This window comes from Pseudoalteromonas sp. MMG022, assembly GCF_021654245.1.
Lineage (GTDB): Bacteria > Pseudomonadota > Gammaproteobacteria > Enterobacterales > Alteromonadaceae > Pseudoalteromonas > Pseudoalteromonas amylolytica.
Genome location: NZ_JAKFZQ010000022.1, coordinates 19,751 through 34,823 on the forward strand (window position 1 = coordinate 19,751; position 15,073 = coordinate 34,823).

Annotated in this window: 12 protein-coding genes; 1 reads left to right on the forward strand and 11 read right to left on the reverse strand. The window is 37.6% G+C overall.

Features of this window, described 5'->3' with window-relative positions:
* Nucleotides 1-17 precede the first annotated feature (17 nt).
* Nucleotides 18-1,586: a TnsD family transposase gene (locus L1070_RS16860; RefSeq protein WP_237126431.1), complete on the forward strand. Its 1,569-nt coding sequence runs from the start codon at nt 18-20 to the stop codon at nt 1,584-1,586.
* Between the two features lie 19 nt (nt 1,587-1,605).
* Here L1070_RS16860 and L1070_RS16865 read toward each other — a convergent pair whose 3' ends face one another.
* The 11 genes from L1070_RS16865 to L1070_RS16915 form a co-directional block, all read right to left on the reverse strand.
* Nucleotides 1,606-2,046: a hypothetical protein gene (locus L1070_RS16865; RefSeq protein WP_237126432.1), complete on the reverse strand. Its 441-nt coding sequence runs from the start codon at nt 2,044-2,046 to the stop codon at nt 1,606-1,608.
* Nucleotides 2,047-2,228: 182 nt separating this feature from the next.
* Entirely contained in the window at nt 2,229-3,362 is a 1,134-nt protein-coding gene (locus tag L1070_RS16870; protein ID WP_237126433.1) for a Rho termination factor N-terminal domain-containing protein, read from the reverse strand.
* A 54-nt stretch (nt 3,363-3,416) separates the two neighbouring features.
* Complete coding sequence (locus tag L1070_RS16875; protein WP_237126434.1) at nt 3,417-4,568, reverse strand: DUF3800 domain-containing protein; 1,152 nt, start codon at nt 4,566-4,568, stop codon at nt 3,417-3,419.
* A gap of 13 nt (nt 4,569-4,581) precedes the next feature.
* Nucleotides 4,582-5,286: a SprT family zinc-dependent metalloprotease gene (locus L1070_RS16880; protein WP_237126435.1), complete on the reverse strand. Its 705-nt coding sequence runs from the start codon at nt 5,284-5,286 to the stop codon at nt 4,582-4,584.
* Nucleotides 5,273-5,941, reverse strand: coding sequence for a hypothetical protein (locus L1070_RS16885; RefSeq protein WP_237126436.1), 669 nt, complete (start codon nt 5,939-5,941; stop codon nt 5,273-5,275). The genes L1070_RS16880 and L1070_RS16885 overlap by 14 nt, the downstream gene beginning before the upstream one ends.
* Nucleotides 5,942-5,949: 8 nt before the next feature.
* Nucleotides 5,950-9,336, reverse strand: coding sequence for a type I restriction endonuclease (locus L1070_RS16890; protein WP_237126437.1), 3,387 nt, complete (start codon nt 9,334-9,336; stop codon nt 5,950-5,952).
* Between the two features lie 24 nt (nt 9,337-9,360).
* A complete protein-coding gene (locus L1070_RS16895) occupies nt 9,361-10,698 on the reverse strand; it encodes a restriction endonuclease subunit S (protein WP_237126438.1) in 1,338 nt (445 codons plus the stop codon).
* A gap of 1 nt (nt 10,699) precedes the next feature.
* Complete coding sequence (locus tag L1070_RS16900; protein WP_237126439.1) at nt 10,700-12,352, reverse strand: class I SAM-dependent DNA methyltransferase; 1,653 nt, start codon at nt 12,350-12,352, stop codon at nt 10,700-10,702.
* A gap of 72 nt (nt 12,353-12,424) precedes the next feature.
* Nucleotides 12,425-12,883 (reverse strand): hypothetical protein, encoded by a 459-nt coding sequence (locus L1070_RS16905; RefSeq protein ID WP_237126440.1) that lies wholly within the window; start codon nt 12,881-12,883, stop codon nt 12,425-12,427.
* Between the two features lie 56 nt (nt 12,884-12,939).
* Nucleotides 12,940-14,214, reverse strand: a complete 1,275-nt coding sequence (locus tag L1070_RS16910) for an N-6 DNA methylase (protein ID WP_237126441.1) — start codon at nt 14,212-14,214, stop codon at nt 12,940-12,942.
* Nucleotides 14,214-14,834 (reverse strand): restriction endonuclease subunit S, encoded by a 621-nt coding sequence (locus L1070_RS16915; protein ID WP_237126442.1) that lies wholly within the window; start codon nt 14,832-14,834, stop codon nt 14,214-14,216. Before L1070_RS16915 ends, L1070_RS16910 begins: the two co-directional genes overlap by 1 nt.
* Nucleotides 14,835-15,073: the final 239 nt, after the last annotated feature.

Consider the following 15,073-nt stretch of genomic DNA (forward strand, 5'->3'; position numbering starts at 1 on the left):
AAGCATTTGGGCAAGCTATGCAACTCCCAACATCATTACCTGATGAGACTTTATTTAGTCGTTATATTCGACATATGACTATTTTAGGTTTGAGCGAGCATGATTACTTGTCAATGCTGTTAGCTAAACCTCGTGCTAGTGTTCATCCATACCTCACAATTGGCATCCGCAGAGCAGCAAAAATATGCGGAGATTCAGAAACTAAAATTTATCGTGAACAAACCTTAGGGAGGTTGTTTTCCTACTTTTTGCCTCAATATGCCAGCTCTATTTCACAAGCTCTACGTCAATGTAATGGCAATAATGCAATCAGAGCGTGCCAGCTTGTCACGTTTAAAGAGTCTGAAACATTGTCATTAAAATATTGTCCTGTTTGTGCAAAGGAAGATATCAGACGTTTCGGGGTGACATATTGGCATCGAAATCATCAAATTCCTGGTGTCGAAGCATGTTCTGTTCATAGAGTTTGGCTGATTCATGAAAAGCTCCCTGAAAGACCTCATATAAAAAAGCTCTTATTGCCTGCACATTCATCAACTGTTAAACAATGCACTGACCTTAGCTTTGAATTTGCTAAATTTACAAAACAGTTTCTGCGTGATATTACAGAAACAAATAGCAGCTTTTGTCAGGCAGAGTTACTAACAGATTTGAGTGAACATGGATATGCTCATGGTAACAAGCGATTTAACAGGCAAAAACTAACATCCGATTTGTTTAAGTTTGTACAAGATTTAGAGCACACTGCTAAAAGTTTATTACCAAGCTCGGATAAAGACTATCGATATTTGTCCTATATGCTCACAGGTACTGTTTGTCAGCACCCTTTTAAATATTTACTGGTACTATTTTGGCTAAATAACTTGCTAAAAGGCGACGATAAATTATCACTCAAAAATTCTGAAAAAAAGTACGGTAATGAAGACAAATCAGAGTTTTGCCAATACTTGCTTAAACAAGGTAACTCTATGGAAGAGGTAAGCCGCATTACAGGAAAAAGTAGGTGCTATATAAAATCTTTGGCAATGAAAAATAATATACCTATAGAACTCAAACCAAAGGTTATCACCGAAGAAGTCATTACTTCCGTTATCTCAATGGCATACAAAGGGTTTCACCGGAAAGCCATAGCTAAAGAGTTCCAAATATCGACTGGTAGCGTTGAGCAAATCATATCGAGTGAAGAAGGGTTAGTTGAAAAGCGGAAACAATTTAAATTCGAATCAAAAAAGAGAAAATACAAGGTACAAATCCTAAGAACTATTAGGCTATCTCCCTTTGCAAGCAAGCAGGAAGTAAAACAGTCTTGTTATGCTGCCTTCCATTGGTTATACAGGCATGACAGAGCTTGGCTTAACTCAACTTTACCTGCCGCTTCTAAAACAATTCCACCGAAGAAAGTAAATTGGGGGGAAAGAGACAAAAAGCTTGCGGTTCAGGTGCAAAGTATTTTCTCCGAAATGGCTCCGAATGAATCTATAAGCCTGACAAAACTAGATCGTCTGCTAGGTGGTCATGGCTGGCTGACTCGAATGAGAACCAAGCTCCCCATCACGATGAGTCTTGTTAAGAAAAGATATTGTTAACCTACGAATCAAGTGCCTCCTATATTGATAGCTCTTTTCTTACGCTGTCCCAATTAGGGTAAGCTCGACTCCCAAACTGAAGTAACCGTCCTTCAAATGAATCTTGACCGTTACCATCGATATGATCATCAATGAGATAGTCACCTTTAAGGAGTCCTTTATGAGGACTAATAATTAATCGCTCAACAAAGTAATAGCCTAGCCATTTTTCCACCCAGACCCTTTTTTCTGTATAACATAATGGATTTTTAGGTGACGGCGCTGTCAATATGTATGCATCATATTTGCCAGAGTGTTGAAGAGCCGTCATTGCCTCTAAAGCTCCTTCTACAGGCTCTAAATCAGTGAAAAAACCAAAAACTGATTGTGGATACACAATTTCGGGATTTTCTCTTTTCGCATTATTGTACGCTTTTCTGTAATCACAGATAACGTCATCCATATCTACATAGACAATCATTTATTTTCTTCATAAACGTTAGTATTTTGTACTCAAACACGATTTTTCGTATTTATACCCAGTCAGTTTTTAGCTTAGCATTCGAAGGTCAATGCTGGATCATATTCATACAAATTAATCGTTCTTATTTTAATACTCAACATCAAATCAATTGCGCAATAGGTAGCTTTCAAAAAACTTGTTTAGTTGGTTGTTCCCTTCTTAGCGGTTTCCTTAGATTCTGGCACAGTTTTCTCGATTATCTCCGTCTCCGGTTTAGACTCGTGTGCTTTCTTCAGCGCTAGCATATGCTCTTTAAGCTTTTTATTAGATTCTATAGTTTCAAACAAAAATTCTTGCGCCGCTTGGAAACGTAAAGAATCGTCTTTTAGTTTTAATGGGCCTAGATCACCTTCGATTTTTGCTGTCGCACTAAAAAGTTTTCTATTTTCAGCCAATACAAAAGGAATGGCTTCGTGATCGTATTTGTAAGAGTTACTCGCACTCACTAAAGCAGGAATCTGGTTTATGTCTTCAATTAGTGAATTTTCAGTACCAAGGTCTAATACTTCTCTAAATTCATGTGTCAAATAACTTTCCAGTTTCTTTAATACATTCAAATTGTAGTCCCTAGCTGAAAAATAAAGGTTATTTTCGAAAGAAATAAGCTTAGTGATACCGTCACTGACTACTGAGGCCAGTTCTTCCATATCTTCTTTCGATTGCGTATTTCGAAACAAAATCGTAGAAATGTTTTGTTGAAGAGTTCTAACTTGTGCTTGCTGAAGTTCTAGTTGACGATAGTCTTCCCACAGCCATGACTGAATTCCATTAACGATCTCGACTTGTTTGCTATTTCCGTATCTTTTTATTTTGCTAGAGTAGAACTCAAACGACTCTATTGCCTGATGGTATTTTTTAGCAGCTTCCACTAGTTCGGCTTCCGAGAGAAGGTAGCCATTATTCATTCTTTCGATGAGATAATCATATGCACCATATATTTCTGAAAATGCGACTTCTCCTTGTTCGTATAACTCCTTACTTTTAGTTACTTGCAGATTACTCGTTGTTTTTGCATCATTTAATGGTAAAAGCGTGATTACCGCAATGATTAAGCCAATTAACGAAGCCCAACCAAACACCTGCTCCCGATGAACCTTCCACCACGATAATTGGAGTTTTTCGGTGAGAACCTTTTCATCTTCTTTTAATATCAGGCTAATTAATTCGCCTTTTCGGGCGTTGCCGCCACCTTTGATATTGAACTCTCTGGCTAGTATTACTAGTTCTTCTCGACTTTTTAGTTTTAAACTTTTTTCTAATTTTGTTTTATTCATACTGTTATTGGGGGTCATTTATTATGTATTGAACTTCGTTGAATTTAATATTGTTTAATTGACAGTGGCCCCAATGGGATTCGCTATCAAATTTATATCTGTTACCTGCAAGAATTCTCTTATATTGCGAGTCAAACTAACTCCTTTTTTACTTCTATCAACTAGCTCCTGAAGTAAAACCGCATTTCGTTGAACCTCCAGCTTCTTCAAATCAAGATAATCGTAGTCATGGAATACACTCCCAAAAATGACAGACTCTTCGATCAACCCACGCCATTTAATTGCATACTCATCTTGATTTTCGGGATCACAGGCATATACAAATGCTGCTGCTACGGCATCCGCTAGTTGGACTCCGTGTACATCTTTAGAATCAACCAAGTTAATCGGTTCGCTTAGGTTAAACGTAATAGGAGAACGTTCACCACCTAACATGGAAAACTTCTTGTCTTCTCTATTAATCATTACATCAAAGATTGTTTGATCTTCGCTTAGCGGCTTTGATTTATCACAAAATGCAGTTAAAGAATCATACTCTTGTCCCCATTGAGCAAGGAGGCTAAACAAAGCTGTATTTGTTAAATCTAGAACCCATTTACCAGCACCTTCACCAGCATATCCATCTAGCTCTTCTATGACCGATTCCTTATTGTAAATCGCAAAGTCACAAATCGATTCCAATACTGGTGATATACCTTCTTCTTTCGTTGATGAGAATAGCTTCTTCAGGCCATCAAAGTTGCCAGTTCTCATCAAGCTTTCAAAATCTTCAAATAATTCTTCCGCCATTGCACCTCTAACGGAAAACTCAACGTGCAGCATATTGGCGATAAACCGATGAAAGTTTATGTTATAAAAAATAGAGTTAACTTCAGATAAGGCAGGCTCAAATATGTATTCAAAAAATTTGCCAGCCAAAGCATATTTCTTGTCTGAAACAGAAACTTTATAACGCCCTTTCATATGCGTTAGTATTTCGTCAATCGCTCTTCTACCTTTTAAGCCCTTAACTAATTTTCCACCTTTAATTTCGCCGTTCTGAATTTTATATTTGGCAATAATATGCTCAACAAGGTCTTTGGCCTCCTCATGAGCGCATTCAACAGACGCATAGCAGAACGTTTTTTGTTGCGGGTGAAGTAAGTTATTTCCTGTAAAGCCAGACTCATCAAAATGAAGGGTGGCGTTAGTCTTTGTAGTAGACACTGAATCTCCTTATTTACAATTCCATTTTCCCTGCTTGCTCGACTTCCTCATGGTATTTTTTCCAATCAGGTAAGTGGCTTGAAACTAGGTTCCAAAACTCTTTATTATGTTTTTTCTCAACTGTGTGGCAAAGCTCATGGACAATAATGTAATCAATCACTTTTCCCGAAAATTCCATTATTTTAGGGTTCAGTTCGATTACATTGTTTTCTGTACAGTTACCCCATCTGCTCTTAAGCTTTTTAATATTAAAGGTAAGGGCTTCCAGGCCAGTTTCTTTCTGCCAATAGTTGATTCTAGCAGCCAGTTTTTGAGTAGCTTTTTGCGCGTAAAAACGTTCAAGTTCAGGCTTAAATTCTGAAAGCGGAATCGCACCTTTTTTAGGTGTACGAATAGAAAACTTACTATGGTTAAAGGTAATTTCTAAGCGCTTAACAGAATCGTCGTAAATAACCTCACAGTAATATGAACGTCCTCGATAGACAGCTCTGCTTCCTGTAACAATTTCATCCTTTATAGGCTGATTAACTTCAGCGAGTTTTTGCTTAATCCATCTCGCTCTTTGCTTTATGAGTTCATGTTGTTGCTGCTCATCAACATCAGGGCCTCTCAGTAAAACAGCTTTATTGCGCTCCACTGTTATGTAGTGATTTTTCAGCTTATTGTCTTTCTTAAACCACCACTCTATTTGGGTTGTGCCGTAATTAAATACAGGCATTAGCATCCCCTGAATCTATTAATGCGATGATGCTTGATACATCACAAATGGTAACGTTATTACTGTGAAGTTCGAAGTAATCACGCGCAACCTGAACATCATCACCATATTTATTATCGATTTCTGACAATATCTTGGGTTGCTTGCTCAAAATACTACTCAAAGCTCGTCCACCATTTAGGAACTTTTGAACATGGAGTGTTCCAATAACATAAAGCTCTTTTTTCTTATGAGTTTGATGTTCCGCTAGACCATAAAAATCTTTAAAAATGCCGTTTTCTCGGATGGTATTTGATTTGGGCTGCCAATCTATAAACTTAAATTCAGCAACGCGTTTATTGGTTTCGAGGTCAAATTTTTTCCCCGTATTACCTGCGCCAAGAGAAACATACTCTACAAGTTCATCGTGCTCTAAAATATGTGGGAGCGATTGCAGAATGCCAACAGAATGTATTACTTCATCAATTTGCGCTGCGGCAGCTTTTATTCGACGAGCCGATAACATTAGCTCTAAATCGAGACCTTGTTCTTCACAAAAATGAGTGGCCTTATAATCACTCATTCCAACGCTAAGCCCTTCAAGACTAGATAATTTGTTTTTTAACGAGTCGCTTTTAAAGCTCTCAATTTTCAGCAATGCTTCATGAATATCCATATACAAACCTAGTTATTCAGCATTATCTTAAATATCTCATTGGTATGCTGCCTAGCTACCGTCATATCCCAGCCTGCGAGTCCTCGTAGTACCGTTCGAATTGACTTCTTCATTGCAGGGTGAATATCGTCCTGCTTCTTCCAAATATTCGAAATTAGCACTTCTGAGAAATCATTATCTTTGAAGATACCTTTCGTCCATGCTTCAGCTTCAGCATCTTCCACTTGAGTTTTTAAGTAGTTAAATACAGCGATTTCGCTAGCCGTTTTAAAGCCCATATCTCCAGCTTGAGCATCCTTACCCTTAATTCGCTGGGAGAAAAGCTCTAATTGCTCTAAAAACTGTGCTTGTTCGATTCTTCCTTCTTTCTCATCTTTAAGCAGCTTTTCTAGTTCCTGCTCTAAATCACCAAAGAAGCCTGGGTCTTTATTCTTGCCTGTTTTGATAGTGTGCTTGAGTTGATTTTTCATAACCAATGCAGCACTTCCAACGCCTTTTTGTTTTTTCAATAAGTCCATGTCGGCAGCGTCAAGAATTGAAATTTCTCTATCCAACAAACTCTTAACAGGACTGGCTTCAATATGCTCGTCTAGCAACTCTTTTAAAATCGCGGTTTCAGCTTCTGTTACCCGCGCTTTGTCTGCAAACTCTGGTAGTTTTTGACGAAGCGCCAGTTTAATTTCATTGAATACAGTAAAATAAGGCTTAAACGGTGCCCCTCTTTGATCAGGCAGTACAATGTCTAGTTTGCTATTAAACTCAGCAAGTGCGGCTAAGAAGTCCTCAACAATATCTAATCGTGTATCAGGATCTAAATACAAGTCAGCATCTTCTTTGTAAGCTTCTGCTTGCTTAACCAAGTTATGCTTCTTAGGCAAAATATCTAATACCTTCTGCATTGCAGCCTTCAGCTTTGGAAGCTCTGCTTCAACATCAGTCCAAACTTGCTCTTGCTTAACATCACCTGCAAATATCTTTAAAGCCTCATCAAGAGCTTCAACTATGCCGTAGTAATCCATGATGTAGCCTGCTTTCTTTCCTTTACGCGTTCGATTAACCCGCGCAATGGCTTGCAGTAAAGTATGTTCCTTAAGCGACTTGTCTAAAAATAAAGTATTAACTATTGGAGCATCCCAGCCCGTTAATAACATGTCTGATACGATAATTAAGCCGATATTATTAACTTTCGCTTTCTCGTCTTTCAGATTTTCTTTTTCATCACCATATGGCAACTTAAAGAGTTCATTGGCAAGAGCAGGAATTTCATCAGTTGGCACGCAAACAGGTGTTTTTCCTTCTTTTACTTCACGCTTAACACGCTCTTCTATGGTCTCTAGTTTTTTCTTGAGTCCTTTTTCTTCAGCTTTCTTTTGTTCACTCGCACCAGTGCGCTTTTCTGTCATACTGTTGAGGGAAATAACAACCCGACTTTCAAAGGTAGGTAAACCTTCTTTCTTTCTCTCTTCCATCAGTGCATCAAGCGTATCTTTATATTTAATCGCTTGCTCACGGCCATCGCACACTAGCATTCCTTTAAAACCGCGAGCTTTTACAGATGTTAAGAAGTGCTCAATTAAGTGCTTTGCATTTTCGGTGATGCGCTCCTTTGCCCCTCGACGTTTTTTTAATAACTGTTGCTTCAGAGCTTTCTTACGTTCAGGCGGCTCTTGCCCGAATTTGTCATTAAACTCTTTTTGTAAATTGCCATCACTGAACCAGTCACTCATACCTTCTAAATACTTAATAGGTAAAGTCGCACCATCAGCTACCGCTTCATCAAGTCGGTAAGTATCAATGTAATCAGCACCACCAAACTCCTTGAGAGTGTTCTTATCGTCTTTTCCAAGTGGTGTACCTGTAAAAGCTAGGAACTTAGCATTTGGTAGGCTTGCTCGCATAAATGCGGCTAAAAAACCATATTGAGAACGGTGTGCTTCATCGATCATTACGAAGAAATTATGCTTAGTGGAAAGTACCTTAAAATCTACTTGTTCTTCGCTTACTGCTGTCCACTTTGCCTTTAACGGTTTACCATCGTCGTCAAACTTACCAAGGTTTTCATTAACCTCTTTAATTATCCAGTAGTTCTCTTTGCCTTTGTCATCTTTTCTTGAAACACGGCGTACTCGCGACTTTAGGCGCTCAACACTGTCAGCGTCTTCAGTTTCTTGCGCTGCTTTAATAGGTTTGCCATCACGCTCTTGAAATTTTTGCACTGTTGACGTAAATACCATGCCATAGTCGTTGCCCAATAAGGCTTCAAGTCCTGATACTGAGCTGGCCTTACTTGCAGTTATTCCTGCTACGTGATCGATGGTATTGAAAATTTGATTATCTAAATCTGTTCTATCGGTCAGAATTAAAATGCTTGGATTATCAAATCCAGACGCTTCAGCTCTTAGTAATCTGGCTAGCATTACCATAGTGAGAGACTTACCGCTGCCTTGCGTATGCCATATAGTGCCGCCTAACTGTTCGCCAGGGTGCTTAGGATCTTTACCGTGCAGCCTAGTTAGTGTTTTTTCTACTGCACGCCATTGCTGATAGCGAGGTAGCTTCTTAATGACCGTGCCATCTTCTAATTCATAAATAGGATAAAAGCATACCAAACGTAAGAAACGAGATGGCTCAAACAAAGCCCAAATTAACTTGTCTTGCTCTGTTGGCGTTTTACCAAGCTTCGCTTCTATCTCATCAAGAATCTGTTTTTCTTCTGGGCGGTTCGGATCAAATTTGTAAGTTAAATAAAACTGCTCTGGAGAGTAGATCGCACCATATTTAGCTGCGGTACGGTTAATTGCCGCACACACCATGTTAAAAGCAAAATGAGGCTTAAAGGTATTAATATAACCGTCAATTTGAGCAATACCTTTTTCTAACTTAACGCTGCTTTTTTTGCATTCAATAATGCCGAGCGGAATGCCATTTATGAATAACAGAAGATCAGGTTTAAAAGGGTCATCATTGGCATTTTTACCGACATACTGATCGACAGCATGAAAGTCGTTTGCTGATGCAGAAGTTTGGTCAATAAAGCGAATACTCTTCGGATTACCATCTTTATCTTTAAGCTGGAGATCACTATGGAACAAGACTTTCAGCCAAAAAGCTTGGTTAGCCAACATAAGGTCTGAATTTTCATCAAACCAAATGTCTCGTAGTAACTTTATGGCTCGCTTTGCGCCATTGGCAACATCTTTCAACCAAGGGTTAAGCTTAAGCAAACGATCAGACAGCACCTCTTCTAATATTGGAGCATCCGTTCTATGCTCTTGCTTGATGCTTTTACCTGGCAAATGGGTGTAGCCCAATTTGACTAACCAAGCGATAGCTGGCTTTTCAACACCGATTAGCTCAGGCTGGCTGTTATTGGTTTGCGATTCATTTCGTTCCATTTTTGTGACCTTATTCCTTATACGCTATGCTTCAACAGCTAACTGCTCTTTAGTTATTTTATCAATATTAACGCGCCACTCACCTGTTAAAAGTTTCTGCATTAATCCTTTTTTGAGCTGTTGAGTTTCTGCTTTTAACTGTTCTAGTAATATTATTTTTCTATCAACAGTAGAAAGAATATCAGAAATCATCTCTTGCTCCTCCAGAGGGATTAAAGGTATAAAAACTGACATAAATTTAGGTTTTGAGATGTTTTTCATACTGTTACTAGTACCAGTAGCAAGCTTTTTTATAGATTTTTTAATTGGTTCCATTTGCAATAAATATGATAAAGCTTTGACACAATGCTCTTCTTTTGTTGGTCTTGTCATCCATAGTCGGTCAGGTAAAAATAAATCCTCATAGTCATCCTCAACATAGCCGAACTCACCAACTAACTGAGGGGTATTCATCCTACTGACTATCAAGGTATCTTTTAAAACTGACACCGTAGCTCGGCTTTGCTCTTCTTGTTTAATAGTTTTGTGTTCACATGAATTAAACTTACCTCCAAACACTGCACTGGTTTTAAGTATCCCCACCTCATTAGTTTTTTTTGTTCGAGCGTCAGAGTTAACACTTACACCTGATACCAATTCAGCTACATAATTGCTAATTTTTCCATTCGACCACTTAACAGGGATTTTCCCAATAGGCGACTCCCTATATTCAGTGTGAGGATGCCATTGCCCTTTACTATCCTGTATACCAATGCCTTCTGAAAATAATTTCTGCATTAATCCTTTTTTCAGCTTTTGTATATTGTCAATTTTTTTATGGGTAAGTTCTATTTTTCTATCAATGTTTATCAATAGGTTAGCTATATATTTTTGTTCGTCTTCAGGTGGAAGCTGAACAGGGCAATTCAAAATATCGTCTTTTCTTAAATTAGTTTGTTTAACACCATCATCGAACTTTAAAAAGTAAGTGTTTCTATTTAAAACATAGTAAAGAAATTCAGAAGTGACTTTTGTACTTCGAACTCCACCAATTCTTTGATTAAGAGAATATCTTTCATCAACTTCAACAATAAAACATTTTGCAATTGCTTTACCATTAGGAATGTCGCTCATCACAATAGCAATATCTTTGCTCTTCAATGGCGAAATTAATTCATTACAATATTTAGCAACTTGACCATCACTAGAGACAAATTTTGAATTAATTACAATATAATCACCACTAGCATCAATCGATTGCTCATGAGCTTTTCCATTCCAAAAATATGCAACGTCTCTTAATTTTTTAAGTTTCCAGTCATGAGGTAACAAACCTATTTTTGTTTTCTGATATTTTGACTCTTTAAAAATCAGTGACTTCATATTAAACACCTACCACAGGTAAATACTTACTTAACTCAGCATCAATTACATTCAACTCATCATCAATCTTTTGAATAGATTCTAATACGTCAGTGATACTTATAATTTCTTCTTCTTCGCTTGTATCAATATAAAGGTTGATGTTTAGATTAAAGCCATTTTGCTCAATTTCATCCATCTCAACTACACGTAGATACTTTTCAACTTCAACCTGCTCTAATAATGTTTTAGTTTGTTCTTGCGTTTGTTCACCTGCTTCAGTTACTTGCTCAACGGCCTTGTTGAATCTAGAAGTAATCGTTTGTATATCGATATCGCGTAGCTTATTTTGGTTTTTACCTTCTTCAAAACCTTCACTAGCGTCGATAAATATAACTTTGTCTTTAAGTGCAGCAGGTTTATTTTTGTTGATTAAGATAATGGCGGCAGCGATACCTGTGTTATAGAACAAACCTGTTGGTAAACCGATAATGCCTTCAATCAAGTCACCTTTAAAATCATTGACACCTTTAAGCATAGCTTTACGAATTTTGCCTTCTTCACCATCACGAAATAATACGCCATGCGGCACTACAACACCCATACGTCCATCTTCTTTAAGGCTTGCAACCATGTGTTGAACAAATGCTAAATCGGCTTTTTTACGTGGTGCGATGCCGTAATTAAAACGTCCATAAGGGTCTTTCAGTTCTTTACTGTATTTTGGAGCGACTTCTTTGACGTTACCGTTTTTATCGGTTTTAGTTTGCTTATTAGCTTCTAATGGCGTCCACCAGTCAAGCGCAGAAAACGGTGGGTTAGCGATTACACGGTCAAAAGACAAAATGTTATTGCCGTCTTTATGTTTAGGGTCAACTAAGGTATCACCGCGCTCCAATTTCGCAGTCATGTTGTGAAGGAATAAATTCAGCTTACCAATCGCCCAAGTACCAAGATTACGTTCCTGACCATATAAAACACAGTTTGGCTTGCCAAATCTCATTCCATTTGGTTTTTCTGCAATATGGCGTGCACTTTCTACTAACATGCCGCCACAACCAAATGTTGGGTCGTAAATTTCATGACCAGGCTGCGGATCAATTAGCTTAACGATTAGCTCAACTACGCCGTGTGGTGTGTAGAACTCACCACCTTTTTTACCTGCATCATCGGCAAATTGAGCAATTAGGTATTCGTAGGCATCCCCTAACATATCAGCTTTATATAGGTTGTTATTACCTAACTTGTGCTTATTGAAATGTCGCAATAAACGTTGCAATAAATCATTACTTAAACGTTCTTTATCACCAAACTTAATGGCTGTTAATACACGCTCTAAATCGGTATTTTGTGCTTCTATTTCCGCGAACGCTTCATCAATACTTTCGCCAATGTTTTCAGTTTTTTTGATGATGTTGTCCCAGCGAGCATCTACTGGTACAAATTCATTTGTATAGTCTTCTTCGATAATGGCAATAGCTTCTTCTTTACTACAGCCTTCTTTTTCCATTTCTTGATCGATCCGCTCAAGGAATACGTCGTTTAAGCGTTTTAAAAATATCAGTCCAAAAATATAGTTTTTAAAATCTGAGCTATCGATACTACCGCGCATAATATCTGCGCTGTCCCATAACCACGTTTCTAATTTTTCTAAGGTTAGTTTTTCTGCTGACATGTTTGTCTCCAAGCTATAGGGGCGCAGCCCCTATATAAAATTTTGAATTCTGTTTGTAACTTAAATGCTTATTTAGGCTTGAATAGGGTTTTGCTGTTTAGCAAATTGACAAGCGTAATAGACAAGGGCGTTTAAAACATACATACGCTTTTTTGCGTATTTGTCTTGTTTTACATCCTTGAAATACCTAAAAAACATATCCTTAATGTCGGACTCAACCTTAAACATCACTTTTTCGTTATTGAAGAAGATAAAAAACTCTTTATTTGCAGCTTTTGAATATAATCCTAAAGAAGCTTTATAAGCTGCATTTACAATTTTCCTCAAGGCTTTCTTTCTGCCATGCCTTTTATGCTGGCAACCTGTTTGTTCAAACTGAACTTTGTAATCTTGAAGTAAATTGTCAGGTATAACAATATCATGCATCGCATTACTTGAATCGTAAATGCGATAACTCGCATTAGTTTCAGGTAACACTTGCTTGGTTTCAAGTTGTAACGGTTGCTCAATTGAGATTGATAGTTTAACCATAGTTTTCTCTCCTTCTTTGCTAGTTTTGATGTTTATGTTGAACCTCTTTTTATTGATTAACTAAATTGGCTTATTAGCCTCATTAGATTTTCTTGAGAACTCTCAAACTTAGCTTTACATTCGGCTAGTTTTTTAAGCTCATCGTTTAACACTACTTCTTTAATATTTATGTTTTTCTTTATATACCTTGCGATTGTTAGTTCATTATTATTACTGCTAATTTCAGGGTTAAGCACAGCCCTGAAACGACTGTCATCTTGTAACTTTCCCGATGCTAAGTTACTAATTAATTGTGCATCAGATTCTGTTATTTCTACTCCTTTTCTTGACGAAGTACCGACATTACTGGCATCGACAAAAATAATAGGAGCACCCGCAGCTTTATTCTTATTAAGCACTAAAATAGCGGGTGAAATACTTGTTCCATCCAGAATGTTTTCTGGTAAGCCAATGACTGCTTCAAGTAATTCATGGGCTAATAGATACTCCCTTACTTTTGCATCATAACCACCTCGAAATAACACCCCCTGAGGTAGTAGAACAAACCCTTTGCCATTGGTGTTTAAGTTGCTCAAAACTTGCTGAATCCATAAGCTATCGCCAGCTGATGCTGATACAGCCTTACCCGCAGCGACTTTAATCATTCTTGATTCTGCAAGTCTATGGCGCTCATCAGTGCCAAACCTCTGTGCAAATGGTGGCTCCATTAGAACAATGTCAAACTGTTCTTGATAGCCAAACTCTGAGGCAAGAAGAGAATCACAGTTTTTCAATTCAAAGTTCTTTTCTTCAAGTGTTAATAGTCGATAAGCACTCACCCAAGTTGATTGATATTTCTCTTCCAAATAGAGTTTTTCAGGGTTCAAGTTTGATGCAACTCTGGCTAATCCACAGGCACCGTCATATACACTCTTGCCACTACAATCTCCAATAAGTGACAAAAAGATTCGCTCCATATTGAGATTAGATGAAAGCTCTAAAGTGTATTTACCAGTTTCTTTCACAAACTCTCTTAGCGACTTTGCTAATGACTTGAAGTCTGGCGCTTTATCCATGAAGTTAACCGCAATACTGATCACTCTTGAATCTATTCGGTAATAATCCGGTACACTGCAAACAGCTAGAGGATATTTCTCTTTAAGATCAGCCCCTGTGTTGCTCAAGATCTCTAATTGCTTAGCCTGACCGCTATTTACAATCACTTTAAATGCTTCAGGTGACTCTTTTGCAATAAAGGCAATATAAGTAAATAATTCGATTAAATGTCGAACTTCCATTAATCCTCTACATTGCTCCATCGTATTCCATAACTCTTTTCGCAAGTTTTCCATTATGCAGCTCCTTTCATTAGTTCGCTTATACAAGCGGTAGCGACTTCCTTTTGCTGTTCTGCAAATTCAATCGCAGCATGATAAGCATCATTTCTTGCGTGAAACAGAGCTGCAATTTGCTGTTGCTTTTCAGTTAAAGGCAGCTCTATTTCGAGCTTTTTTAAACTTGTAAGACTGATATTTTTAATGGTTGCACCTGTACTAATTGAAGCTAAGCAACTTTGGCCTTCAAGTGAATTAAAATAAGCAACAAGTACCTCACCAATTAAAATCTTTGGGTTTGGGCGCAAAATAATAAAATTTGCCGAAGCTATTACTTTTAAATCGGCAATATATGAATTTACATAGGCAGCCCTAATTGAATTACCCTTTGCTAGTAAAACAATATCACCCTCTTTTAGGAGGAAGCGGGTCGCATCTTTGCCTTCTTTAATGGCTATTTTATTAAGCTCCTTAACACGGATCTCTCCATTAAGAACGACTGAGCTACCAGTCAGAAGAAAAGATTTTTCTCGACTTTGATGCTCACTTTTTTCAAAAAGCGCATTTGTAGCTCCTGTTGAAAATTCCGTACATATAGACTCAATAGTTTCCACACTGCCTCCTAATTCGTTTTTCATTAACGATCATTTTGATGAGGCAGATATTAGGGTAAGTTATAAGAAAGGGCAAGTTGTTTTTTTAAAATAACCAATTCGTTTTTCATAAACGATTTTTGCAAGTGTAGAAAAGGGGGCTATAAGTTGTTGATAAAAAATATCTTTGATAGCCTTTAGGCTTCCATTACTTTGGAACAAGCTAATTTTTTAAATTGCATCGTATTTGGAATTTTTCGGGCATAATTTAATTGGAAGTAAAT